24 protein-coding genes, 1 pseudogene and 1 riboswitch are annotated in these 24,267 nt (G+C 51.6%); of the genes and pseudogenes, 14 read left to right on the top strand and 11 right to left on the bottom strand.

Annotation, left to right across the window (positions count from 1 at the left end):
* Positions 1 to 3 precede the first annotated feature (3 nt).
* Entirely contained in the window at positions 4 to 1,203 is a 1,200-nt protein-coding gene (locus GC090_RS20630) for an AAA family ATPase (protein ID WP_039339560.1), read from the bottom strand.
* 1,885 nt (positions 1,204 to 3,088) lie between these two features.
* Positions 3,089 to 4,018, bottom strand: a complete 930-nt coding sequence (locus tag GC090_RS20635) for a RepB family plasmid replication initiator protein (RefSeq protein WP_324021909.1) — start codon at positions 4,016 to 4,018, stop codon at positions 3,089 to 3,091.
* Between the two features lie 459 nt (positions 4,019 to 4,477).
* Between GC090_RS20635 and GC090_RS20640 the strand changes: the two genes are divergently transcribed.
* Positions 4,478 to 5,848: an aldehyde dehydrogenase family protein gene (locus GC090_RS20640; protein ID WP_110268525.1), complete on the top strand. Its 1,371-nt coding sequence runs from the start codon at positions 4,478 to 4,480 to the stop codon at positions 5,846 to 5,848.
* A gap of 125 nt (positions 5,849 to 5,973) precedes the next feature.
* Here the strand turns inward: GC090_RS20640 and zigA are convergent, their stop codons facing one another.
* Positions 5,974 to 7,206: a zinc metallochaperone GTPase ZigA gene (gene zigA, locus GC090_RS20645; RefSeq protein ID WP_205952970.1), complete on the bottom strand. Its 1,233-nt coding sequence runs from the start codon at positions 7,204 to 7,206 to the stop codon at positions 5,974 to 5,976.
* Between the two features lie 220 nt (positions 7,207 to 7,426).
* On the opposite strand from zigA, the gene GC090_RS20650 reads away from it, so the two are divergent.
* The 4 genes from GC090_RS20650 to GC090_RS20665 are packed head-to-tail and all read left to right on the top strand — an operon-like array spanning position 7,427 to position 12,073.
* A complete protein-coding gene (locus GC090_RS20650; protein WP_324021911.1) occupies positions 7,427 to 8,953 on the top strand; it encodes an ABC transporter substrate-binding protein in 1,527 nt (508 codons plus the stop codon).
* Positions 8,953 to 9,888, top strand: a complete 936-nt coding sequence (locus GC090_RS20655) for an ABC transporter permease (protein ID WP_324021913.1) — start codon at positions 8,953 to 8,955, stop codon at positions 9,886 to 9,888. Before GC090_RS20650 ends, GC090_RS20655 begins: the two co-directional genes overlap by 1 nt.
* Positions 9,885 to 10,676, top strand: a complete 792-nt coding sequence (locus tag GC090_RS20660) for an ABC transporter permease (RefSeq protein WP_324021915.1) — start codon at positions 9,885 to 9,887, stop codon at positions 10,674 to 10,676. Before GC090_RS20655 ends, GC090_RS20660 begins: the two co-directional genes overlap by 4 nt.
* The gene (locus GC090_RS20665) at positions 10,661 to 12,073 is read left to right on the top strand and encodes an ABC transporter ATP-binding protein (protein ID WP_277284897.1); all 1,413 of its coding nucleotides are present in this window, start codon (positions 10,661 to 10,663) and stop codon (positions 12,071 to 12,073) included. The genes GC090_RS20660 and GC090_RS20665 overlap by 16 nt, the downstream gene beginning before the upstream one ends.
* Before the next feature lie 12 nt (positions 12,074 to 12,085).
* On the opposite strand, the gene GC090_RS20670 is transcribed toward GC090_RS20665, so the two are convergent.
* The gene (locus GC090_RS20670) at positions 12,086 to 12,634 is read right to left on the bottom strand and encodes a helix-turn-helix domain-containing protein (protein WP_033742317.1); all 549 of its coding nucleotides are present in this window, start codon (positions 12,632 to 12,634) and stop codon (positions 12,086 to 12,088) included.
* Between the two features lie 102 nt (positions 12,635 to 12,736).
* Here GC090_RS20670 and GC090_RS20675 point away from each other — a divergent pair, with 102 nt between their 5' ends.
* From GC090_RS20675 to GC090_RS20700, 6 genes are all read left to right on the top strand, one after another.
* The gene (locus GC090_RS20675; RefSeq protein ID WP_324021963.1) at positions 12,737 to 13,402 is read left to right on the top strand and encodes an AzlC family ABC transporter permease; all 666 of its coding nucleotides are present in this window, start codon (positions 12,737 to 12,739) and stop codon (positions 13,400 to 13,402) included.
* Positions 13,399 to 13,719, top strand: a complete 321-nt coding sequence (locus GC090_RS20680; RefSeq protein ID WP_006122033.1) for a branched-chain amino acid transport AzlD family protein — start codon at positions 13,399 to 13,401, stop codon at positions 13,717 to 13,719. The genes GC090_RS20675 and GC090_RS20680 overlap by 4 nt, the downstream gene beginning before the upstream one ends.
* Positions 13,720 to 13,796: 77 nt before the next feature.
* Positions 13,797 to 13,916, top strand: a riboswitch (TPP riboswitch).
* A 138-nt stretch (positions 13,917 to 14,054) separates the two neighbouring features.
* Positions 14,055 to 14,999, top strand: a complete 945-nt coding sequence (locus GC090_RS20685) for an FAD-dependent oxidoreductase (protein ID WP_054634067.1) — start codon at positions 14,055 to 14,057, stop codon at positions 14,997 to 14,999.
* Positions 14,984 to 15,181, top strand: a complete 198-nt coding sequence (thiS, locus tag GC090_RS20690; RefSeq protein WP_006122036.1) for a sulfur carrier protein ThiS — start codon at positions 14,984 to 14,986, stop codon at positions 15,179 to 15,181. The genes GC090_RS20685 and thiS overlap by 16 nt, the downstream gene beginning before the upstream one ends.
* Positions 15,182 to 15,183: 2 nt before the next feature.
* Entirely contained in the window at positions 15,184 to 15,942 is a 759-nt protein-coding gene (locus GC090_RS20695) for a thiazole synthase (protein WP_324021918.1), read from the top strand.
* Between the two features lie 9 nt (positions 15,943 to 15,951).
* On the top strand, positions 15,952 to 16,914 hold the full coding sequence (locus GC090_RS20700; protein ID WP_324021920.1) for a HesA/MoeB/ThiF family protein: 963 nt from the start codon (positions 15,952 to 15,954) through the stop codon (positions 16,912 to 16,914).
* 754 nt (positions 16,915 to 17,668) lie between these two features.
* Here GC090_RS20700 and GC090_RS20705 read toward each other — a convergent pair.
* From GC090_RS20705 to GC090_RS20730, 5 genes are all read right to left on the bottom strand, one after another.
* Positions 17,669 to 18,148, bottom strand: coding sequence for an Hcp family type VI secretion system effector (locus tag GC090_RS20705; RefSeq protein WP_164483337.1), 480 nt, complete (start codon positions 18,146 to 18,148; stop codon positions 17,669 to 17,671).
* Positions 18,149 to 18,377: 229 nt separating this feature from the next.
* Entirely contained in the window at positions 18,378 to 19,070 is a 693-nt protein-coding gene (locus GC090_RS20715) for a hypothetical protein (RefSeq protein ID WP_205952979.1), read from the bottom strand.
* A 382-nt stretch (positions 19,071 to 19,452) separates the two neighbouring features.
* Positions 19,453 to 19,623, bottom strand: coding sequence for a hypothetical protein (locus tag GC090_RS20720; RefSeq protein WP_324021923.1), 171 nt, complete (start codon positions 19,621 to 19,623; stop codon positions 19,453 to 19,455).
* 59 nt (positions 19,624 to 19,682) lie between these two features.
* Complete coding sequence (locus GC090_RS20725) at positions 19,683 to 20,285, bottom strand: LysE family translocator (protein ID WP_054634070.1); 603 nt, start codon at positions 20,283 to 20,285, stop codon at positions 19,683 to 19,685.
* 52 nt (positions 20,286 to 20,337) lie between these two features.
* Positions 20,338 to 20,712, bottom strand: coding sequence for a VOC family protein (locus GC090_RS20730; protein ID WP_006122041.1), 375 nt, complete (start codon positions 20,710 to 20,712; stop codon positions 20,338 to 20,340).
* Between the two features lie 65 nt (positions 20,713 to 20,777).
* Here GC090_RS20730 and GC090_RS20735 point away from each other — a divergent pair.
* Positions 20,778 to 21,171, top strand: a pseudogene (locus GC090_RS20735) (YybH family protein).
* Between the two features lie 23 nt (positions 21,172 to 21,194).
* Here GC090_RS20735 and GC090_RS20740 read toward each other — a convergent pair.
* Both GC090_RS20740 and GC090_RS20745 read right to left on the bottom strand, forming a co-directional pair.
* Positions 21,195 to 21,608: an ASCH domain-containing protein gene (locus tag GC090_RS20740; protein ID WP_006122042.1), complete on the bottom strand. Its 414-nt coding sequence runs from the start codon at positions 21,606 to 21,608 to the stop codon at positions 21,195 to 21,197.
* Positions 21,609 to 21,667: 59 nt separating this feature from the next.
* Positions 21,668 to 22,219: a DsbA family protein gene (locus tag GC090_RS20745; protein ID WP_324021926.1), complete on the bottom strand. Its 552-nt coding sequence runs from the start codon at positions 22,217 to 22,219 to the stop codon at positions 21,668 to 21,670.
* A 343-nt stretch (positions 22,220 to 22,562) separates the two neighbouring features.
* Between GC090_RS20745 and GC090_RS20750 the strand changes: the two genes are divergently transcribed.
* Together GC090_RS20750 and ahr are read left to right on the top strand one after the other, a co-directional pair.
* Entirely contained in the window at positions 22,563 to 23,147 is a 585-nt protein-coding gene (locus tag GC090_RS20750; RefSeq protein ID WP_324021928.1) for a flavin reductase family protein, read from the top strand.
* A gap of 12 nt (positions 23,148 to 23,159) precedes the next feature.
* Positions 23,160 to 24,176, top strand: a complete 1,017-nt coding sequence (ahr, locus tag GC090_RS20755) for an NADPH-dependent aldehyde reductase Ahr (protein WP_006122045.1) — start codon at positions 23,160 to 23,162, stop codon at positions 24,174 to 24,176.
* Positions 24,177 to 24,267 lie beyond the last annotated feature (91 nt).

Below are 24,267 nucleotides of genomic sequence, written 5' to 3' on the forward strand. Positions count from 1 at the left end.
ACCTCAGTTCAGGCGAATAAATTCGATGCGGTCAAAAACCGCTTTTGCAAAATCTTCAGCGGCAGAACGCGCATTTTTTAGCGCTTCGCTGCTGCCCACATAGGTGGATGGATTAGCAGATATAACGGTGTCAAATGACTCTCCACAGCGTTCAAAACCATCCAGTCGCGGAAGCGTTGCATCTAACATATCGCCGCCAAAAATTTCTTTAGCAAGACTGTGACACAGCTTATGGTCAGCTTTATTCGAGAGTTTCGACATAAAGCCGATATTTCCCTGAAGGCGACACTCTGCCCCCGATTCTTCAATGATGCCAATCAACTCAGGTAAACGCGTCAGATATTTGAGAGTGGAATGAAAATCCACCTGTGCAGGCGGCACCGGCGTCATCAGAAGATCAGAAGCAGCAATCGCGTTCTTTAAAAAGGCATCCAGATGGGGACCACTGTCGATGAAGATAAAGTCGTAATCTTTTTTGAGTTTTGAGACAACATTGTCATAAAGCACTGAATGAACATTCTGTCCTGGAAGATGCGTGGCACAGAGCTCATCCCAGCTAGATGCAATAAACGCATCATCGATGGAGGCGGGCAGCACATCCACGCCCGGAATGATGGACGATACGATAAACTCATTCACCAGCTCGTCACGACTCACGTTCTGTAGCATGGCCTGCGCGGCCGTAGCCTCAACCAAACCGACTGAGCGTTCATGATTTAAAAACATGGTTGCTGAGGATTGTGGGTCAAGATCGATAACCAGAATGCGCAGGTCTTCATAGAGCAGGTGAGGGTGAGCGCGAAGCGCATGCGCCAGAGAAACTGTCGAAACGGTTTTAGATACGCCGCCTTTTAAATTTCCGACAAACAACGTAAAGGCTTCAGGATGGCGATCACGGTATTTCGGTACGCCGCGATGGTGATAGATATCAATGATATTCTGTATGGACATGGCGTATTTGACCGAACTTCCCGCAGCGCGCTTATCAAACTGGTAGCCACTTTCTTCCATCTCATTGACAGCATAATCCACACTGGCGCGGGTTAATTTTGGCAGTTTAGCCAGCGCAGCCTTCGCATAAATCTGGTAATAACTGTTTTCCTGTAACTCAAGCTTTTGCGCCTGAATTTGTTCAGTAAGGCTCAATAGCATCCGTTCAGAACGCTGAGCAACTTTCATGACCTGACTGTCATCGTTAGCCATACTTACTCCAGATATGTAGGATTTACGACTTTATACCTAAATCCTGCACATCGGGCAAGAATTTATCTTATAAACGCTATCCTATGTTTAATGCTGAACTTATGATTTATGTGACGCTATACACATAATTTACTGTAATAAGCATCTGCGATGCGTTCAGAGGTGGACTATACAGGAGGATGAACTTAATCCGTCTCGCCCACACAGCTGGACAAAGATACCGTGAGGCTATCTTCGCTCGGTTTATACAGGAAAGTAGAACGTCAGTACGTACAACGAGAAGCGAACATTCACTGTAATCAGTAAAGCCCGCCGATCACATGGGCGCAAAACTGCGTAGCAAAGGGTCAGCAGCTACTGCGCTTGTGGCGTCACTGCTGGCGGATGTATTTAACGGGCATCTGACCAGCAGGTGCCTTTTAACCTGTATTCGTTCACTGTAATCAGTAAAAGATTCACTGTATTCAGTAGCGGATGAGCGCCGAGCGTGTGGCCAGAATCAGGATGACAGACAGCTAAAACAGCACAGCAGGTGATTCAGCATCAATATCTATTACTCAGACTCAGCGGGGGCGTTCTGGACCCATCCTGTGTTCACTGAAGCAAGCTGTGTCTCAATGCTAACTCTCTAAAAATCTGACAGAGCGAACATATACATCCGCAATGTTCACTATATTCAGTATCCCTTCCAGTTGCCTGCAGATGAAAAGCCTGACCACAGAGATGCCGCTATTTGCCACACGACTTGCTTCTGTCGCAACAGATGTGGAAAGGCATCGACTAAAAAATTCACTGTAATCAGTAAGTGATGCCGGGCCAGCTTTAAGGCCGGACCTGGCGATAAAGGCGTAGCGATACAGACCGTGACGAGCCTTTAGCGAAAAATAAACAGGGAAGGGGAATGACGTAAACATTCACTGTAATCAGTAGGAGAATACCCATACCAGCGTGGCAGTCTTTGTTGTCGGGTAGAGAAGTCCGGAAGAGGCTTCATCAGCCCGGTCCCCTGAATATTCACTGTAATCAGTAACACTTGCAGCCTTCAGAAGGAGAAAATGCTCATGGCATCAGGCTGGAAAGGCTATAAGAATGATACATTTCCCAGTAACATTCACTGTAATCAGTAAACGCCCTGATCTGAATCAGCCTCTGCCTGACTTTGTGGTCCATCCATGACACGTCGATAGCATTCACTGTAATCAGTAAACGTAGCTGCCACCGTCAGTAATCTGGATCTAACTTCGGAACGTTCACTGTAATCAGCAGGAACCTCGTGACGAACAGAGGACAGATTCACTGGAATCAGCAGGAACCTCGTGACGAACAGAGGACAGATTCACTGGAATCAGTAAATGCATTTTGTCGGCTTAACCCGTCATAACATTCACTGTAATCAGCGTTCCACTAACCCTGTCACTTTTTTACTGTGATTGTTCATAAATGCCAACGTGTTCAACCCTGCGTTGTCTAACCCAAAAAAATACAAATAAAATCAATTAATTAATAACAATATTCACTATAATCAGTTATATCATTCTCCACAAACGTTCACTGTAATCAGTGAAAGGCAGGGCGCGAATAAACGCAGCCAGTATTCACTGTAAGCAGCAAGGCGAGGCAAAAAAGGATAAGCAGAAAATTAATAAAATAATAGTAAGCGCACACTTACTTATAAGTCATTGAAATATTATTAAAATAAAATCAGATGGCAGACGTTCCAACAGCATAACTTCAGCGGCGTTACTGACTATAGTGAATGCCGCTGATTACAGTGAATGATTGTAGGTAAGGAGTGAAAGAAGTATATGAACTGACGTGCAGTGTCACTTTTTCGTTAAAAGTGACACTGCAACGCAAAACTTACTGATTACAGTAAATGCGCGCGCTATTCTTCAAATTCAATGTCTTCAAGGGTATCAATACCTTCAAGATTGCCGATACCATCCAGTTTAGGCGTCCTGCTGTGGATAATGAAAAACACAGAGCGTCCGCGTTTGACTTCAGAATAGTCGAGATAGCCAATCTCTTTAAGCTGCTCCATTGCGCGTCGCACAACGTGGTTCTGCGTCGTAATTTTAGATCCTAAATTCAGGCGCATACGCAGGCGTGCCAGTGATATAGGCGCAGGGTTGGTGGGAAGGCTCTCAAGGAACGTATAGAGCGCCTGAGCCGATTCTTTACGTTTCAGACGGGAGATGGCGCGTAGCTGAAGTAAAACCTTGTGATCGAAGTTATAGAGCTCAAAAAGCTTGGGATCAGCTTGTATGCGAACAATATCTTTTTCACGATCATAGTAGGCAGACTGAACAAGGTGCGTGTGATAGGCCTTACCGTTTCCTTCAAAGGACAGCGTATTGGTCGCAATTCGCCGTAGGGATGCATCAAGCCGCTTACGTAAGGCAGCAGAAGAGTTTGCTGAAGGTATTCCACACATTTTAACGAAATCGATAAAGGGCAGCGTGACCGTATCGCCCTGAGTAGGATAACGCGAAAAAGACTGGATGATGCCTGCCCATGTCTTGAAATCATTATCCATATCCAGCCTGGCACCGGTGATGGTAATCTTTTCATACCCTTCCGCTTTCACCAGCGAGAGGTTTTTAAGTTCTTTCGTCGCATCCGTGGACGCCATCGCGCCTGAAATCCCGCGCGCGGTAGATTTAAGCGTTGGTACAAACAGTCCCAGTCGCATCAAGGCAACAGGCTGAACAGTGTTATTTTTATTGGGATGAAGCTGAATAACTTCACCGCTGTTTTTAGTCACAGACAGAAAAGGCTCTAGTAACGCTTTGTTTTCAGTATCTTTATCTGCCATGGGATAAGATCTTCATTCTGTGGATGAAAAGGATCGTTTTCTGATTACAGTGAACATTAGCACTGATTATAGTGAACTTTCTACAGTGTGTAGTGAATAAAGTACTGATTACAGTGAATAGTTTGCTGATTACAGTGAACACCAACCCCCTCTCAGCCCTTGTGTGGCGCGGCCTGCAGCGATCGGGGATCTCTTTGGATCTATTATGGATCTCTCTATGATCGTTATATAGGAACTATTCACTGTATAAGTGGATAACTCAGCGATAACAGATCATAGTGATGTTTCTCTGAATAGCGTTTTTTTTAAAAACGATAAGGTAACTGCCACCCGTCCCGGACAAACGCACTCACTTGTACCTTCATTTTTCAGAAACAAGTTCATCACTATTATTCATTTTTCATCAGTATTACTACGGCGTATGGTGACAGAATTTCGTCATTACTAAGGATCACGATCATGACTGACTTTGCCATTTCCCGTAATCCAACAACGGGTGAAATTCTTGCAAAATATCCAATGCAAACCGCTTCTGAACTGGAGCAGACGTTAGACTCAAGTGCCAAGGCCAGTAAAGCGTGGCGGCAAAGCAGCATGGACATGCGTGTCAACGTACTTCGTCAACTGAGCGAACAACTTCGCCAGCGTGAGCCAGAACTGACGCGAATGATAACCCTGGAAATGGGTAAACCTGTTGCACAGGCAAGAGCAGAGATCCTGAAATGTGCCAGTTTGTGTGACTGGTACGCTGAATTTGGCCCTGCCATGCTGCAAGACCAACCCTCACAGATTCCCGATGCGTGGCAGTCATTCCGGCCAATCGGGACTATTCTGGCGGTAATGCCCTGGAATTTCCCCTTCTGGCAGGTTCTGCGCGGTGCTGTAGGGATGCTGCTGGCGGGTAACACTTATCTGCTTAAACACGCCCCTAATGTCATGGGAAGCGCAATGCTGATGGCAGAGCTGTTCGATGCTACAGATCTGCCTGAAGGCGGTTTTAACCTGATAAACGTCGATAACGAAGGCGTTTCAACCGCAATCCGGGATGATCGCATCGCAGCGGTTGCAGTAACAGGCAGCGTCCGGGCGGGTGCCGCTATAGCTGCCCAGGCGGGTGCGGCGCTGAAAAAAACCGTGCTGGAGTTAGGTGGTTCAGATCCTTTCATCGTGCTGGCTGATGCTGATCTTGATGAAGCCGTTAAATCCGCAGTCACAGGCCGTTTCCAGAACACCGGGCAGGTTTGTATGGCAGCGAAACGCTTTATCGTTGAAGCGCCGATTGCGGAAGCGTTTGAAATGCGTTTTGTTGAAGCCGTTAAGGCGCTTAAAATCGGCGATCCGCTGGATGAACAAACGTACATTGGCCCAATGGCCCGTTACGATCTCCGCGATGAACTGGATGAACAGGTCAAAGCGAGTCTGCGTGAAGGTGCACGTCTGGTGTTAGGTGGCGAAAAAATAGCAGGGCAGGGCAATTATTATGCACCGACGATCCTGTCTGATGTAACAAGTGACATGACAGCCTTCAGGCAAGAGCTTTTTGGGCCTGTCGCCGCTATCGCAGTCGCCCGTGATGCGGATCATGCGCTGGAAATCGCTAATAACAGCGAATTCGGACTCAGTGCAACGGTATGGACGAACAACACCGATCGTGCTGAGCAGATGACGGCAAACCTCGAAGTGGGTGCTGTATTTATTAATGGCAATGGTGCATCCGATCCACGCGTGACTATCGGTGGCGTGAAGAAGAGCGGCTATGGTCGTGAGTTATCGCACTTTGGCGTCCATGAGTTCTGTAATATTCAGACAGTCTGGAAAAACCGGCGCTAACCAGTATTTTCTTATCCCCTGAGTCTACCGGCGCAGCAGTGCGCCGGCTTACTGTCTTTTCCCATCGGATAACAACATTGATTTCTGCCTGACACAAAACAGGATCCTTTGCAGAAAAAGATCCGTTACGATTCAGCGTTATCGAACCAGCCGGGCAGGGGATCGGAAAGCGTCACCCAGTATCCCGGCCCCGCCGCCATTTCCTGAGGGGTTAACAAGGCGTGATCAAGCGCAGCACGCACTGTCGTTTCATCCATATCAATGCCGATAAAAACCAGTTCCTGTCGTGCATCGCCCGTCCCGTCTATCCAGTTGTCGGCAATAAACGCGAGGGATTCACTGTCCTGTGGCCATTTATCACGCGGGATACTGGCCCACCAGCTGCCTGCATAGCCATGCCGGGCTATCGCACCCGCCTGAGACCACGACGCTGCATATTCAGGACGGCTGGCCAGCCAGAAATAACCTTTCGAACGGATCACCCCCTCAAGCTGATGATTAACCGCATGCCAGAATCGTTCAGGATGAAACGGACGTCTTGCGCGATAGACAAAGCTACGAATACCGTACTCTTCTGTTTCTGGCTGATGCTCGCCGCGAAGTTCTTTTAGCCAGCCTGGTGCCTGAGCGGCCTGGTCAAAGTCAAACAGGCCGGTATCCAGTACCTGATCGAGCGGAACATTACCAAAATGGCTGGTGATAATGCGCGCCCGTGGATTCAACCTGTGCAGCATCGCTTTGAGCGTACGTTGATCCTCATGGCTGATAAGATCGGTTTTGTTCACAATCAAAACATCGCAAAATTCAATCTGATCGATCAGCAAATCCACAACCGAGCGCTCATCCTCTTCGCCCAGTGATTCGCCACGCGCCTGTAAGGAGTCCAGTGAACGGTAGTCACGAAGAAAGTTATAACCATCCACAACAGTGATCATGGTATCCAGCCTTGCCACCGTCGACAGGCTTTCACCTTCTTCATCGGCAAAGGTAAACGTTTCAGCAACGGGCAGCGGTTCGGAAATGCCGGTTGATTCAATGACCAGATGGTCGAAACGACCTTCCGACGCCAGCCGTTTCACCTCCAGCAAAAGATCCTCACGTAGTGTGCAGCAGATGCAGCCGTTGCTCATTTCCACCAGCTTTTCATCCGTACGAGACAGTGCCGCACCGCCATTACGTACTAAGGCTGCATCAATGTTGACTTCCGACATGTCATTGACAATCACGGCGATGCGCCTGCCTTCACGGTTATTGAGGATATGGTTGAGAAGGGTGGTTTTGCCTGCCCCGAGAAAGCCGGACAGCACGGAAACGGGCAAACGTTTGTCTGTGGGCGATGAAAGAGAGTGGCCTGACATGAAGTGATCCTTAAATGGCGAACATATTATGTTATAACATAACAAAATAGCGGCCATTTTCAATATGCTTTGTTGGATTCAGGGTTTCCATTTCTTTGCTGTTAAGACTGAAAGCGAGCAGGCTGATGCGACTGGCTGAGCGTTAAACGGGTTCATATTTTAATTGTTATGTTATAACATAATTAATTCTGGGAAACATTATGTGGTAAACAGACATATCATGACACAATTCAAATACTGGTTTTTCGGTACGCTTACTGGCCTGCTGTTTGCGTCATTAAGTGCTTACGCCGATCGCAATCAGCCCGTTCGCATTGCCGCACCTTTCGAGATTAAAGGTCCCGATCCCGCCCTTTCAGGCGACATTCTGCTTCGTATGGATGTGGTGGAAACGCTGGTGGAAACGGATGAGAAAGGCAAGGCGGTACCCGCGTTAGCCGAAAGCTGGGACATTTCGCCTGATGGGCTGCAATGGCATTTTACGCTGCGGAGCAACGCCCATTTTCATGATGGATCGCCTGTTACTGCTGAGAGCGTCGTAAAATCGCTGAATACCGCCCGCAGTAAGCCAGGTTTACTCGACAAGGCACCCATTACGTCGGTCAGCGGAGAAGATCGGCGTGTGACGGTCACGCTGAGCGAGCCTTTCACGCCGCTGCTGGCAGTGCTGGCTGAAAGCCGTTCGCAAATCCTCGCGCTGAGTTCCTGGGACGATACTAATACCATTACGCGCGTCATCGGCAGTGGCCCTTTCCAGCTCGTCAGTTTCCAGCCACCTCAGTCACTGAGTGTAAAACGGTTTGAAGGATACTGGGGAGAGAAACCCAGCATTGAACGTGCCCGTTATTTGTCCGCGGGTCGGGCCGAAACGCGCGCTTTACTTGCAGAAAGTGGTGATGCGGATTACGTCTTTAATCTGGACGCCGCCAGCCGTCAGCGCTTGTCACACAAAACTTCACTACAGGTGCTTACCGTTTCCGTACCCCGTACGGTGATGCTGAAGCTGAACGTCGCTCATCCGTTCCTGAAGGAACAAACCACGCGCGAAGCGCTCAGCCTGGCGATCAATCGGAATGCGCTGTCTGCGGCCATATTACGCTCTCCCGGTGCGGCAACACAGATGTTCCCGCCCTCTATGGCCGGGTGGCACAACGCGTCTTTACAGACTCTGGATTATGCTCCTCAGCGTGCCGCCGCCTTACTGGCACAGTCCGGATGGATGTCCGGCCGGGACGGCATGTTAACCCGCGCTGGCCAGCGCTTTACCCTCACGCTGCTGACATATCCCGATCGCCCCGAGCTGCCCTTAATCGCCATGGTCATTCAGCAACAACTGCGAGAGGTCGGGATCGAGGTCATCATCAATTCAACCAATTCCAGTGAGATACCCGCGCGTCATCATGATGGCAGCCTGCAAATGGCGCTCTATGCCCGTAATTTCGCCCTGACGCCGGATCCTGGCGGCACGCTACTTCAGGATTACGGTTCGCAGGGAGGTGACTGGGGCGCAATGAACTGGCACGACAACGCGTTTGATAAGGCGCTCAGCACGCTTTCACGTAGCAACGATCCCGATCAACGACAGCAGGCAAGAGCGGTCATCACCGCCGCATTACAGCGTGATTTACCGGTTATTCCGGTTGCCTGGTACCAGCAGTCAGCAGCAGTAAACGCGAAGCTCGCCGCCATAAAACTGGATCCCTTTGAACGCCATTTTGGCCTGCGTGAAATGAAATGGGCGGAATAATGCTTAAACAACTCGTCTGGCGCTTGGGTCAGGCTGCCTTTGTGATTTTTACCGTCGGTATTTTAACGTTCGTTTTAGTACAGGCGTTACCGGGCGATATGGCCTGGCGCATTGCGTCGGGACGATATGGTTATGACCGGGTCGACCTGGCGGCGGTTACCCGCGTGCAGCAACAGCTGACGGACTTTTCCGCTCAGGGAAATGCACTATGGCACTGGATGTGGGATCTGCTGCGCTTCGATTTCGGGCGATCTCTCGTCTCAGGGGAGCCGGTCAGCAGTGAGCTGGGCTGGCAGTTAACACAAACCCTTGCTCTGGCCGGTGTAGCACTGCTGATGATGTTGATTCTCATTATTCCTGCGGGGGTCTGGGCAGGATGTCGGCCGGGCGGTGTTGTTGATCGGCTCATTAACGTGCTGGCACCCACGTTTAAATCGATTCCACATTTTGCCCTGGGTTTACTTCTGATTATGTTGTTTTCGCTGCGCCTGAACTGGCTACCCAGTGCGGGGCATGGGGAAGGGCAACATGTCATCCTCCCGGCGCTGACGCTGGCATTAACGCTGAGCGCGGTAGGGGCGCGTGTTGTCCGTGAGGCAACCTGTCAGGCAGTGAAAGCAGGCTGGTATCGCTGGGGAGCGCAAAAGGGCCTTTCCGCGCCGCACCTGTTTTTGCGACATGGTTTGCGCAATCTCAGTGTCCCTGTCGTCACCTGGATCGGCATGCAGTTCGTCTGGTTAGTGGAAGGTGTGGTGGTGATCGAAACTCTTTTTGCCTGGCCAGGTGTCGGACACGCGCTGGTACATGCGATTTTTGCCCGGGATGTTCCGGTGATTCAGGCCAGTGCGGTGGTACTGGGATTGACCTTTGTCACCTTAAATATGCTTGTCGATGCCGTGTGTTATGTCCTGGATCCCCGAGGTAAACGCGTATGACGTACCGCCAAAAAACGGGGCTGGTGATAATTTTAACCTTGCTGGCCTTTGCATGGCTGATGCCGTTGTTGAATCAGAACGATCCCCTGCAGCAGGATTTGTTACAGATGTTAACGCCACCCTCGGGTAACGCGTGGCTGGGTTATGACCATTTAGGGCGTTCGATGCTGGCGCGCCTGAGTGCGGCTCTGCGATTGTCGCTGGGGCTGGCGGCCCTGTGTGTGATTACAGCAATGCTCATGGGGCTGCTGGCGGGAATAGCCAGCGCCTGGTACGGCGGATGGGTCGATCGACTTTTCGGTATGCTGGCCGACATGTGTCTGGCGCTGCCGGGCCTGCTGTTAGTCCTGCTGCTCGCCGCAATCGCACCTGACGCGCCGCTCATGTTATGGCTGGGACTTTCACTGGTACCGTGGGTGGAATTTTTCCGTGTGACGCGCGCCACGCTGCGGCCTGTGGTCATGTCGCCAGCCGTTCAGTCATCTTCACTGCTTGGCTTCTCCATTGTTTATCTCTTTCGCCGACATCTTTGGCCGGCCCTGTCTCCGTTATTGCTGACACTGACCGTCTATGCATTCAGCAATGCCATTATGGCCGTATCGGCGCTGGGATTTATCAGTGTTGGCGTTCGTCCACCCACACCTGAGCTGGGCCTGATGATGACGGAGCTGTTCCCCTATGCCTGGGAAGCGCCCTGGCTATTACTGCAGCCTGTGGTTGTGCTGTTTATCCTGCTGGTGGGGCTGAATTTGTTGGTCAACAAGGAGCGCAAATGGCAAGCATCGTAATCAAACAGGTCGCCGTCTTCGCGGATACCTGCATTGTTGAGCCTGTAAGTCTGATCATCCATCCCGGCAGGCCCGTCACCTTCATTGGTGAGACAGGATCGGGAAAAAGTTTGTTTGCGCAGGCGATTTTCGGCGCCTTACCCGACGGACTGCGCGCTGAAGGAACGGTAGTCATTGACGGGCAGCAATATAATCTGCGAACCGATCTGACAGCACTCCGTGCGCTGTGGGGACACCGTATTGCCGCTCTACCTCAGGAGCCCTTGCTGGCGCTTGATCCGACGATGCGTGTGAAAGGCCAGACAGAAGAGGGTTATCGGTACATACAGGGGTACACGCGTCAGGGCGCGCAGCAGGCGGCAGGTTTGGCGCTGGACTCGCTGGGGCTGGCCCACGCGGCAGAGCGTTTCCCCTGGCAGCTTTCCGGTGGAATGGCCCAACGGGTGTGCTTTGCCGCTGCGCGGGCGGGCGGTGCCACTCTGCTTATCGCGGATGAACCGACGAAAGGACTGGATGTGGCGCGACGGGACGAAATTGGTGACATGCTCAACCTGGCCGTAGCCCGCGGCGAAGCCTTGCTGACCATCACCCATGATATCGCGCTGGCCAGGCAGTTAGGCGGTGACATTGTCGTGATGCATAAGGGAAAGGTGATTGAGCAGGGCAATGCCACGCAAGTCCTGAATGCGCCGCAGAAGGCTTATACGAAACAGTTGCTGGCCGCCGAACCCCATGCCTGGCCACCGGCCACGTTGTTGCCCTGTGATGACACCCTCGTATTACGGGCCGAAGGGCTTACTCTGAAACGCGCCGGGAAAACGTTGTTCCGCAATGTAAATTTATGCTTTCGCGCCGGTGAAATCGTTGGGCTTTATGGTGAGAGCGGCAGTGGCAAAAGCAGCCTGGGAGATACGCTATCGGGCTTGATTAAGCCCGATAAGGGAACGATAACCCGACCGGGCAGGTTTCATCCGTTGCGTTATCAAAAACTGTACCAGGATCCTTCTGCGGTTTTTCCACCGGATATCACTATGGCCCAGATCATCGACGATCTGCTGCAGCGCCACACAATTCCGGTGAGGCGACGTGATGAGCGGATGCGCCAATTGGGGCTCGGACAGGCGTTGTTACACCGTCCGGCTTCAGGATTGTCAGGCGGTGAGCTTCAGCGGTTTTCGCTGCTTCGGGCGATGTTGCTGAATCCCGTGTTCCTGTTTGCCGATGAACCCACGTCGCGTCTCGATCCTGTGGTTCAGCAACAGACGCTGGCCTTACTGACTGATCTGGCCATGCAGCAACGCTGCGCCATTCTGCTGGTCAGTCATGATCTCACGCTACTTGAGAGGAGTGCACATCGGGTCATTTCCCTTGATGCGATTAGCCTGCCTGATGACTGAGGCAGAGCACCCTCAGATGTGCTCCATGACCAGCACGGCCAGCGTATCCGGCTCCAGCGCACGAAAAATATGTTCAGTGTCGCCGGGATAGCTGATGTAGTCGCCCGGTGCCAGTTCGACGGGCGAGTCTGTGGGCCCGACCAGCGCGCGTCCCTGAGTCAAGATGAGATGCTCAATGGTGTTCGGCGAATGCGGTTGCGAGCGGCGCTCGCTGCCAGGCTGGATGTTTAGCAGATAGATATCCCGTCGCGCGCCGGGCGGACAGGTTGCCAGCAGGACGGCTTTATAATCCGCCTGCTCGGCGGCAACGGCAGGGCCTTCACCGCGACGAATAACCTGCAGGCGGTTCGCTTCCGGCTCCATCAGGCGGGCAAACGGAATATTCAGGGCAACGCAAAGTGACCACAACGTCTCAATGCCAGGATTACCGTTCCCCGCCTCAAGTTGAGAGAGGGTCGATTTTGCTATGCCGGCCCGACGCGCGACTTCTGCAAGTGTCAGTCCTGCCCGCTGGCGCTCTCTGACTAAACTGCTGGCGATAATATCAATGGGTGTACTCATTCTGCATCCTGTTAGTTATAGCGAACATATCGTTCATCTTGTAATGCTGCTGCGGTCCGTTCATTATAATGGGTATATCGTTCGTTATGGGATCTAATCGTGATGCTGGATAAAAAAGAGACGCTGGGCAAGGGCGTGATAAAAGCCATTTTCCTTGTCTGTCTTGCCGATGGCATTGTTGGCCTGTCATATGGTTCGCTCGCTCTTGCAGAGGGTTTTCCGTTTTGGGTGCCGCTGGCGTTATCGACGTTGGTGCTGGCGGGGGCGTCTGAATTCCTTTTTATCGGTATCGTGGCGGGCGGTGGCAGTCCTCTCACGGCGGCAGCGGCGGGGCTGTTGGTCAATGCGCGTCATCTTCCTTTTGGTATCACTGTCAAGGATTTGGTCGGTCAGGGCAGACGGGGTCTGCTAGGATGCCACATCATGAATGACGAAAGTGTCGTGTTTGGCATTTCCCAGCCTACGCTGGCGCAACGTCGCCAGGCATTCTGGATATGCGGCATCAGTATTGGCGTGATCTGGCCTGTAACCGTAATGGCTGGCGCGGCGATAGGGCAGTTTATTCCGAATGTGTCTGCTATCGGCCTGGATGCGGTCTTTCCCGCGATCCTGATTGCGCTGATCTTTCCTGCCTTACGCAAAGCGCGCACCCGCATTCCTGCTGTGACTGGTGCGTTTTTGTCGCTGGTGGTCACGCCTTTCGTACCTGCCGGTATGCCCGTATTGTTTTCCTTGCTGGGCCTCTTTACATGGAGATCGCGCAAATGAATCACGCCATGATTATTGCAGGTATTGCGTTGCTGGCTGCTGGCACCTACGCCATCCGTTTCGCGGGTGTTAAACTCGGCAATCGTCTGCCCGTCAGTGAACGAACCCAAAACATGTTATCCGATGCTGCCACTGTACTGCTGCTTGCGGTTGCGGCAACCACCACGCTGTTTGAAGGCCAGCATTTTGCAGGGATGGCCAGAGTGCTGGGCGTCGGGTTTGCCCTGTTCCTTGCCTGGCGTAGAGCTCCGCTGATTTTCATTATTCTGGGCGCGGCCTGCATGACGGCGTTGTTGCGCTATATGGGTGTACCCTGAATGCGCTATTTATCTTGCCGGACCCGGCGATAAATTGCGTGTCAGCCTTGACGAACAGCGTCGCTTAAAATACAACTAGAACCCGTCAGGGGAGTCTCGCCAGAGAGACTGAGAGGCTAATAGCGCCATGCGCGGCTTAGCGACCCTTAGAACCTGACCCAGTTGATACTGGCGTAGGAAGACGGGCATCTGCGCATCGCGTAGATGCTTGCCGCAGAGCCTGTTTCTGTCAGGCTTGTGCTTTTTCCCTTCTTGTATCGCGGGTCTCTGAGAGCTAACAGAGAGGCCAATGTGACTATCCTTATTCCGTTTTTCCCCCATCAGGATGGCGGACGATGAGCCGCTGGTCAGTGCTGGGCAGCGGTGTATCCGGACTCTGTATCGCGACGTTACTGGCCGAACACGGCGAGAAGGTTGAAGTCATTACACGACCGAATTGTCAGGCGGCGTCCTACTGGGCTGGCGGCATGCTGGCACCCTGGTGTGAGGCGGAAAGTGCGCCTCAGCAGGTCGTTGAATGGGGACAGCACGCTGCAGCGTGGTGGGCAGCCCGCGTAAGTGGCGTTGAACAGCAGGGCACACTCGTGCTCACGCCACCGCGTGACAGCGCCGAACTTACCCGGTTTGCCAGCATGACCCTAGCGCATCAGTGGGTTGCGCCAGGTGACATCGAACCCGCGCTGGAAAACCGCTTCGCCCGAGGATTATTTTTCCCGGCTGAAGCGCATCTCGATCCGCGTCAGGCAATGCAACAGTTACGTGCACGTCTGGTCAGCGCGGGCGTCAGTATTCACGCTGGCAAGCCCAGCGGACGCATTATTGATTGCCGCGGTATTCATGCGCGTGAGGCACAGCCAGCCTTGCGTGCGGTGCGGGGCGAAATGCTAATACTGCAAACGGATGAGATCACGTTTTCCCGACCTTTACGCCTGCTGCATCCCCGTTTTCCTTGCTATCTGGTTCCCCGGGCGCAGGGGCACTTTATGCTCGGGGCCACCATGGTTGAGAGTCAGGATACCAGCCCCATCAGCGCGCGCGCCATGATGGAGCTGCTGAGCGCTGCTTACAGCATTCATCCTGCGCTTGCCGAAGCGCGCATTATCGAAAGCGGGACGGGGTTACGTCCTGCTTATCACGACAACCTGCCCGACGTGCGTTATGAAAACGGTGTCTTTTCCATTAACGGCATGTATCGCCATGGCTTTTTGCTGGCACCGGTTATGGCCGAAAAGCTCATGCATCAACTTGCAACAGAGAGACTACTATGCGAATCGAACTAAATGGTCGTGCTATCGAGACGAAAGCCGGGACGCTTGCGGAGTTGTTAGAAGAGCAGGGCATTGACGCTGGCTGTGTGGCCAGTGCCCTCGATGGAACCTTTGTTCCCAGAGAGCGCTATGCTTCACAGTTGCTTGAGGCCAACTGCCGTCTGGAAGTGCTGTCGCCAATGCAGGGAGGTTGATCATGTTTTACGACTACACGGGCGAGTCCCGTTTTTTACTGGGCACGGCCGGTTATCCCTCACCGGATATTCTTCAGCAGGCTGTTGTAGCCTCCGGTGCGGATATCATCACGGCCAGTCTGCGTCGGGAAGGAAATCAGGGTGGGGCCTTTCGCGATTTACTGAAAACGCTTAATAAGCGCGTGTTACCGAATACGGCGGGTTGCCATACCGTCAGGGAAGCCGTCACGACGGCGCATATGGCGCGCGAACTGTTTGCCACGCCGTGGATCAAACTGGAAGTGATCGGGCACGCGGATACCCTGCAACCGGATCCTTTCGCCCTGGTGGAGGCCGCCCGTATTTTATGTGCCGAAGGTTTTCATGTTTTTCCTTACACCACAGAAGATCTGATTGTGGGCGAAAAACTGCTGGAAGCGGGCTGTCAGGTGCTGATGCCCTGGGGCGCGCCCATTGGCTCGGGGCAGGGGCTACGCAATATTGACGGTTTACGCACCATGCGTGCCTGGTTTAAAGACGTTCCGCTGATCATTGACGCAGGGATCGGTGCTCCCAGCCAGGCGGCGCAGGCGATGGAGCTGGGCTTTGATGCCGTGTTGCTGAATACCGCCGTCGCGAAATCCCACGATCCGGTACGCATGGCGGGAGCGTTTGCCAGTGCCATTCAGTCAGGACATCAGGCGCGGTTGGCCGGCATGATGGAACGTCGGGATATGGCGGTCGCCTCCACGCCCGTTTTTGGTCTGGCGCAGTTCAGTTAAGGAGCGAAAATGTCGCGATATCAAAGACAGACTATGTTGCCCGAAGTCGGGGATGAGGGGCAGCAGGCGCTGGCTGCAGCCCGCGTTCTGGTCGTGGGCGCGGGTGGACTCGCGTCAACCCTGTTGCCCCTGCTCGCAGGTGCCGGCGTGGGCTATATTCGGCTGTATGATCATGATGTCGTGACGCTGCATAATTTGCATCGCCAGACGTTGTTTACCGTTGCCGACATTGGCGAGCCCAAGGTTTTCTGCGCGCAGCGTGCGCTGGCGCAACGCAATCCTGACATACTCATCGAGCCGCATGTTGATGCCCTGCGTGCCAGCATTATCGATACGGCAATGACAGGGATTGATTTGGTCATTGACGCCGCAGACAATTTTGCAGTGACCTATCTGCTCTCCGACAACTGCTATGCCCGACGAATTCCCCTGGTGAGTGCCTCAGTGCTGGGAAGACAAGGCTATGTTGGCGGATTCTGCGGCGGAGCGCCCAGCTATCGCGCGCTGTTTCCCCGTTTACCCAAAGCATCAGGCAACTGCAACACTGCGGGGGTTTTAGGCCCGGCGGTCGCCACCTTAGGCGCAATGCAGGCTCAGATGGCGCTCAGCATACTGCTAACGCTGTCGCCGTCACCGTTAGGGTGCATGATTAACTGTGATTTTGTGTCATGGCAGCTGCGTCAGTTCCGCTTTGACGCGGCACCGGAACCGGAAAAACCCGGGATTCCGTTTATTGATCCTGCCTTGTTGACGCCAGACGACTGCGTGGTGGAGCTACGTGGGATGGATGAAGCCCCCGTGAGCGTCAGCACGAATGCTGAGAGGCTACTGCCACAGGATATTGCCCGCTGGCAGCCGCCCGCGGATAAGCGCATTGTTCTGGTCTGCGCCAGCGGCATGCGTGCCGCTCAGGCCGCGCAGGCACTGGAGGCGTGTGGCTGTGAGCGGCTGGCCATCATCGCCGACCGCTAAATCTGACGGAAAAGCAGGCTTATCAGGCCCGGTCTGAACGACGGGCCTGATAGATATCGGGTCGGGTAATCGTCCAGGCGTAATCGGGCCGGCTGGTATGAACATGCCGATAAGCTGAATCAACAGGCTCAGATGAAACGCGAACGCGCGACCACCTTCATGCTGGCTTTCGAAAAAACGCTGCAGTATCCACCGCAAAAAGCAGATGATTTATATAACCGTTTACAGAGATGTCGTTAAATATTTTTCTAAACCAGAAAGGGTAAATGCAATTTTGATCCTGAAGTTGTCCGTATACGGCAGCGCGCTATGGATGCGGCCAACCATATCGCCGGATTTGATGTTGCCACCATGCAGGATAACTAACGCTGGTGTTAACAGCGATGATGCTTTGCAGCGTGGCATTGAGACCGAAGATTGCACTGGCTAGTTGTGCACCAACATTTTCAATGGCAAGATCAGTTTATATCTTATAGCAATTAATGGCTTAAGCACGTCTGTCTGCTTCTCCAGACAATCAGGGCGAATTGATCGGAACAGCCAATGAGAGACAGCATCAAACACGGTGTACTTTTATTACTAATGCCGGGAGTTAATGGATGATGAAAAGGAGAAATGTATGGTTAGGGATGTAAGCTGGATGCATGAGTGCCTGGAAATTAATAATGGCTTATTTGATAAAATTTTTAACATGATTTTAATGTGAATGTTAACGCCAACACCAGCAAGCCCGGCAAGACCAGGCTTTTTTCATTTAAGCAGTTGCGCGATCATTCCATGAGTCGCGGAAGATAATATTGCCATCTATATATTTCCATGTAATCGCTTCATATCGAATCTCCAGCGTTTCCTGGTGAGTGCTGCTCATCCCATTAGGTGTAAGATAAGGCGAAATAGTCGTTATTTTGACATTTTCTAAAATAATATTGAAATATTCGGCCTCTGTACCAGACTCCAGTATATGATACATTTTAATCGTAGCCTTCTTCATAGGACGGCCCTGGCATACGGCACGATATAAAATGGGTGTAGTTCTGTCGAATTCTTTCACTACAGTAATGGGTCGGTGAATACGTGTTCCTGTTAATTTTCCCCAGCTGGGATCAACCGGAATTGTCACGGCGTGAGAAAAATTTTTTAACTCTATAGAACCCAAACGCATTGGCATTGTACAGCCACCAATAATAGGCGAACCGTTTTCATCTTCAAGCCATAAATGAGCTGGTGTAGACATATTATTTCCTTATAAATCTGTGTTATTGCTTTCGTTTGAACTTCACAATTTCATATATTGATAAACCAACCATCACGAATATAAAGAATAAGGGGATTAGCCAGATTGGACTATTCGGGAAAAATAAGCCCTGAATGACAGCAAATGCTATGGTCAATGCTGTCGGGCCATAAACCGAAATTAATGATCTGAATATACGGCTGAAAACCCTTTTAGTTAAACTTGTCATTTATCTAATCATCTTAGTAATGATATCTGCAATTTTATTATCTGATGCCCAATGAGCATTAAATGCCTCCGCCCGCTCGAATAAAGGTTCTATCAGGAAATACATCATTTCGAGCTCTTGGGTGTATAGCGCTGAATAATAAACCGGATTAGACACGTGAAGACGGTATGCGCTATCTGCCGCTTTCTGGACTATGCCATATATGCCAATCGCTCCGGCTAACTGTCCCGCCCTACGTCCCACCAGCGCGCTGAGTTGAAAACTCAGATTCATGCCTGCTGCAACAGAAGTTGCTGTTGCTAAAGCAAATCCAACATTTGTCAGTGAGCTGGCGGCAATATGTATGTTAACAGTCATTAGCTTTTGCTTGATGTGTTCAAGTTGTTCGGAGGTCTTATCCTTAAATATTTCTTCGAAATATATCTTTAGCATTTGATAAGCAATATTTTCATGTCGCAAAAGATAAATGACGCCATTTTTGAATCGAACATCTTCGTTTTTTTGCTGCTGGCAAACATCGTTATATTCATCGGTAAAACACGAGGTATAATAAAGCGCACGCCTGGCACCAGCGCCAATCGTATCTATCTGGTTTGAAACTAAATCCATGACACCTGTTAACGCACGATCTAATTTAGAAGCTAATATGTTATTGGCTTGAAAATAATTTATTATCTCTTCCCTGTAATACATCCTTCTATCCTTTTCGACGTCCTTTCATGTTTGTTTTAACGGTTCATCGTCACTGATGAAACGCGAGATTAACGAGAAATTTTTAACCAGGTACAATGTAATGCTATTAACTTATTAAGTAAATCGGAAAATTGTCTTGATAAAAGTCTTGTCAATAAAAATAATTATTTTTCATAGGTTTTACAAATTCCCAACCGTAGCGGCTTGATCATTATCACGTACTGATATTACTGTAATTACACATAGCAAAAATTGAAGGGCAGATTGATGCCCCGAGACTACGAAATCATGGTTACCTTTCGCCAGGCTGTTAAGTGCAACAGCGAAGGCCGCTACACACTCAGTGCACTCGACCTTGTACGAGAATGACTGGCACTGAACGTTACACGCCGCAAACAACTGGATAGAGACGTACGGCCACATCCATTCGCGATATTTCAACCGGCTGCCCATGTTGAGCGGGTAAGTAGCGATGAATCGCCTCAATATCCATCCTTGCGCGATCTGTCGTGATCAGATAATCGTCTTTATACCATTGCTGAACGGCTACCATCTGTTTCCCCCTGCCTTCCGATATGAATGAAAGTTATGATGACCGCGTTGAGCTGACGATCAGGATACCAGGTTGTGTACGGCAATCACTATCAGCAAAAGGCCCCCTGCCATGTTTACATAGCGTTTCAGAACAACGGGATTCACGCTTTGCGCTGAAAAAACCAGTAGCTGGCTGATAAGCGTGAGCCAGAGACACATCACTACAATGTGCACGGTGGCCAGGCTCAGGAAGGCAGCCAAATCGGTTCTGTCGCCTGTAAACTGGGAAACCACCGTCAGATAAAACAGGATAGCTTTAGGGTTAATGACGTTGGCCAGCCAGGCGCCTTTTATCGTCACCGCGCTGTCCATAGCGTTCAGCGTAAAGGTTTTTGTCTTTATCCCGGTGATAAACAGCAGTCCGCCAAGCCACAGTAAATAAACGCCCCCCACGATTTTTAACCAGGTGAACAGTGTGGATGACGCCACCAGCGCCGTCGACAGCCCCAGTCCAATCAGCAGCGCGTGCGTGTAAATACCCAGCGCAGTGCCGAACAGTGTTTTAAACAAGCCTCTGTAGCCTGATGTAAGTGCACTGTTCATCGCCAGAGTGAAACTCGCCCCAGGTGACAGCGCAATCGGCAACAGTGCAGGCAGAAAGCCAGCGAGATTAATATCCAACGGCTCTCCGTTTACAAGGCTTTTTCGCTGCGTGTACAGAACCGGTCATACACTATGACGGATTGTAAAAAGCACACAGCTTGTTACCGGTGGGATCTCTGAGATAAGCGACACAGCGACCATCGGTTTCTCTGATATGCGGTGGGGATTCAGCCGAGGTTCCGCCGTTTTCGAGACCCTGCTGATGCCAGCGGAAGACGGCGTCAGATGAGGGCATCGCAAAGCCGATGGTTCCGCCATTGGCAAAGGTGGCGGGTTGACCATTAATGGGCTTAGTGACAATAAAACGCTGGTTATTTTTCGAATAAAAAGGGCGGCCTATGGCATCAATTCCCTGCTCTTCACACGCTATTACGGCAAAAATGGCGTCATAGAATTTTTTAGCCTGTTCAATATCGTCTGTACCAACAACCATATGACTAAACATGATTAACTCCTTTTAACATCGGTAAGCATATACTTAACATACCCGCAATGTGTGCGGAAGAGCTGATGAATGAGCTACCTGTTTTACAGGTTATCAGACGATGCGACAGGGCGATGACTTCCCGTGGTTACGACGCATTGATGCAGCACTATTCATAGGATGCCTGCCTGATGATAAAGCCGGGAATGACGGTAACGCGCAAAGCCGCCATGCGTCGTGCTTTTAAGGCCATTGTTCAGGATAAGCGGGTGGTTGAGCAGGGCAGAATGGCGGTCATTGAGGGGGGAAACGGCGCTGGTGATCATGGAAACCGTGCTGCGTTATCCCTGTCAGCCGGAAAACCATGTTGAAACGACCCGGCGCGCCACCTATGTGTTTCGCCGGGACCGTGATGGTCAATGGCGCTGCACCGTTGATTCGGCCTGCTGCCCCGGAATGAAAACGCCCGTTCGGATGTAATACGGGCGCGAACGGGCGGTTTGTCAGATGACTTCCACCAGCTGGAAGGTTTCAAAGATCAGCTCCATTTCGGGACTGAATCCGCCGTTGCGCTGGAAGAAGCGTTGATGTTCACGCTGCCAGTATTCAAGACTCAGGTCGCCTTCTCCTTCCATCATGGCCATTTCCGGCGTGACGCGATCAAAGCGCGTCAGAAAAAGCCCGGTCGTTCTGACGACGCACAGCGGTTTTTTCTCGCCATCTAAAATAATGTTGTAACCGCCAGGCAGCGGCCTGACGTCGTCGTCGTACCAGCCCTGCAACGAGCTGCAGGTGGCAATTTTCTTCCCGGTCAGGACCAGGGTCGCCAGTTCATTCGCCAGCTCAGGTGAATCGCCAAATGACCACGACAGTGCGCCAGGATATTTAGCCTTTATTTGTTCCACATTCATTGTCATGGGAATATTACGTCCGTTTATGGGTTATCCACTCAGTTTGTGTGCATCGCAGGGGAATATCAGGCCAGAAGGCGTTCTGCCCACTGTTCAACCGAATCGCCGCTGCCGATATCGGGCTGGACCAGACCATTAATCATGAAGGTTGGCGAAACATGAATCCCGTTCTGACGGGCATACTTACAGTGCCATTTCACCAGATTTTGTAAGTCAGGGCGATCGAAAGTCGCATAAGCATCAATGCCGCTGTAATCCCTGAGCCGTGCCAGGAGTTGGTTAGGCGTGGTGTCCATGTTAGGACCACGGCAGTGGTCAGTGAACTCAAACGCTTCGCGGTGATCGGCCACCGCCTGGAGGACGGCTTTAGCCGCCGCTTTACCTTGTACTGAGGCGGCAAGAATATAGCGCACAATAACCCCGGAATACATATGCCAGGGCTGGGACTGAAGATGGACTTTAAGCGTCATCTTATCTTCTCCGACCAGGCTCAGGAGCGCATCCAGCTTATTGAAAGCCCGAACGGAGAAAGGGCAGGTGGGCTCGATAAAAACTTCAAAAAGATGAGGCCCATGACCCCAGGTAAGCGGTTCTGCCCGTAGTGTTTCAGTGTTCATAGCGGCTCCTGTTGTAAAGCATGAAAGTTGGCTTCAATGACTGTGACAAACTTAGCCAGGTTCTGCTAGTGCAGACCTTATTTTAAACCGATAAGGATTAATCTCATTTCTCCCACATCAAACCAAACCAAACTAGAATTAGCTATCCGGCGGTTTCGCTTTAAAGGCCAGCACTATCAGATTTCATCAATGTTAAATCATGATATTAAACATTATTTTTAACGTTAAGGCACAAAGCGGCAAACTGAAGCGAAATAAAAGCCGCTAAGGTAACGCGCTTTATTCCCTGATATTGGGGTTCAGTCGCGTCATTTATGCCTGGTTCAGGTCTGAGGAACACTGCATGTCGCATTTTCGTCCGGTAGCGCTGGAACACGCAAGCCGTCTGCTTAATCACGGTCCAACGGTGTTAATTACCAGTCGCGACAGTCAGTCAAAGCGCCGCAACATCATGGCCGCAGCCTGGTCGGTACCCGTTGAGTTCACACCAGCAAGAATGGCTATCGTTGTGGATAAATCCACATTGTCACGTGAGATCATTGAAGCCAGTGGGGCATTTGGCATTTGTGTACCGGCGGCGGGTTTTGTGGATATGGCTTATGCGGTGGGCAGCACGTCCGGGCGCGATCAGGACAAGTTTGTCGACTTCGCTATTCAGGCACACGAAAGTCCGCACTATGGCGTGCCGTTGCTGGAAGAGAGCTGTGTCGCGTGGATGGAGTGCCGTCTGCTGCCTGAAACGGAAGCGCAACAGGCCTATGACACGCTGTTTGGTGAGGTGATCACTGCGGCGGCTGACAGCCGGGTATTTTATGACGGCCGCTGGCATTTCGAGGCCGTGGATCCCGCGCTCCATACATTACATCATCTTGGCGGTGGTCAGTTCGTGACCGTTGCGAATACGCTGACTGCCAAATCAACGCGTTAAAAGAGGTACAGAATGACAATTAAGAGTTACGCAGCCATGCAGGCGGGACAAGCGCTGGAGCGTTACGACTATGATCCCGGCCCGTTGGACGCTGAAGATGTTGAAGTCGAGGTTGAGTATTGTGGTGTCTGTCACTCCGACCTGTCGATGATCGATAACGAGTGGGGAATTTCGGCTTATCCCGTGGTTGCTGGTCATGAGGTCATCGGACGCGTAGCCGCACTGGGCGACAGTGCAAAAAATAAAGGGCTGAAAGTTGGTCAGCGCGTGGGCATTGGCTGGACGGCCAAGAGCTGCCAGCACTGCGATCCCTGCATCAGTGGCGATCACGTTAACTGTGCACAGGGTACGACGACGACCATCGGCAACCACGGCGGTTTCGCTGAGAAGCTGCGTGCTAACTGGCAATGGGTCATTCCGCTGCCGGAAAAACTGGATCCTGCCACGGCAGGCCCACTGCTCTGCGGCGGTATCACGGTATTTAAGCCTCTGCTGATGCACAACATCACGGCGATGAGCCGGGTTGGTGTGATCGGGATTGGTGGACTGGGTCATATCGCCATTAAAATCCTGCATGCCATGGGGGCGGAAGTAACGGCGTTCAGTTCATCTGAAAGCAAAAAGCAGGCTATCCTCGACATGGGGGCAGACCATGTGGTGAACAGTCGCGATCCCGAGGCGCTGAAAGCGCTGGCCGGTCAGTTCGATCTGATTATCAGCACTGTCGCGGTTGATCTTGACTGGCAGCCGTACTTTGCGGCATTGGCTCCTCGCGGCAAGTTCCATACGGTCGGCGCGGTGCTGAAACCTTTCGATGTCCCGGCTTTTAGTCTGATTCTGGGCGACCGTGCCGTTACTGGCTCGTCAACAGGCTCTCCGGCTCAGTTACGTTCACTGCTGAAGCTGGCTGGTCGTGCAGATATCGCCCCGACGGTAGAGTACTTCCCAATGTCCAAAATTAACGATGCGCTGGCGCACGTACGCGCGGGTAAAGCCAATTACCGCGTGGTTCTGAAGGCGGATTTCTGATGCCAGGTGCGCCTTTCTGGCGCGCCTTTTCTCTTTCCCGTAAGTAGACGGGCTAATCTCTGTTAAAATTAACTCCTCACGCTTGATGCCG

It is taken from the genome of Pantoea sp. JZ29, assembly GCF_035190385.1.
Lineage (GTDB): Bacteria > Pseudomonadota > Gammaproteobacteria > Enterobacterales > Enterobacteriaceae > Pantoea > Pantoea stewartii.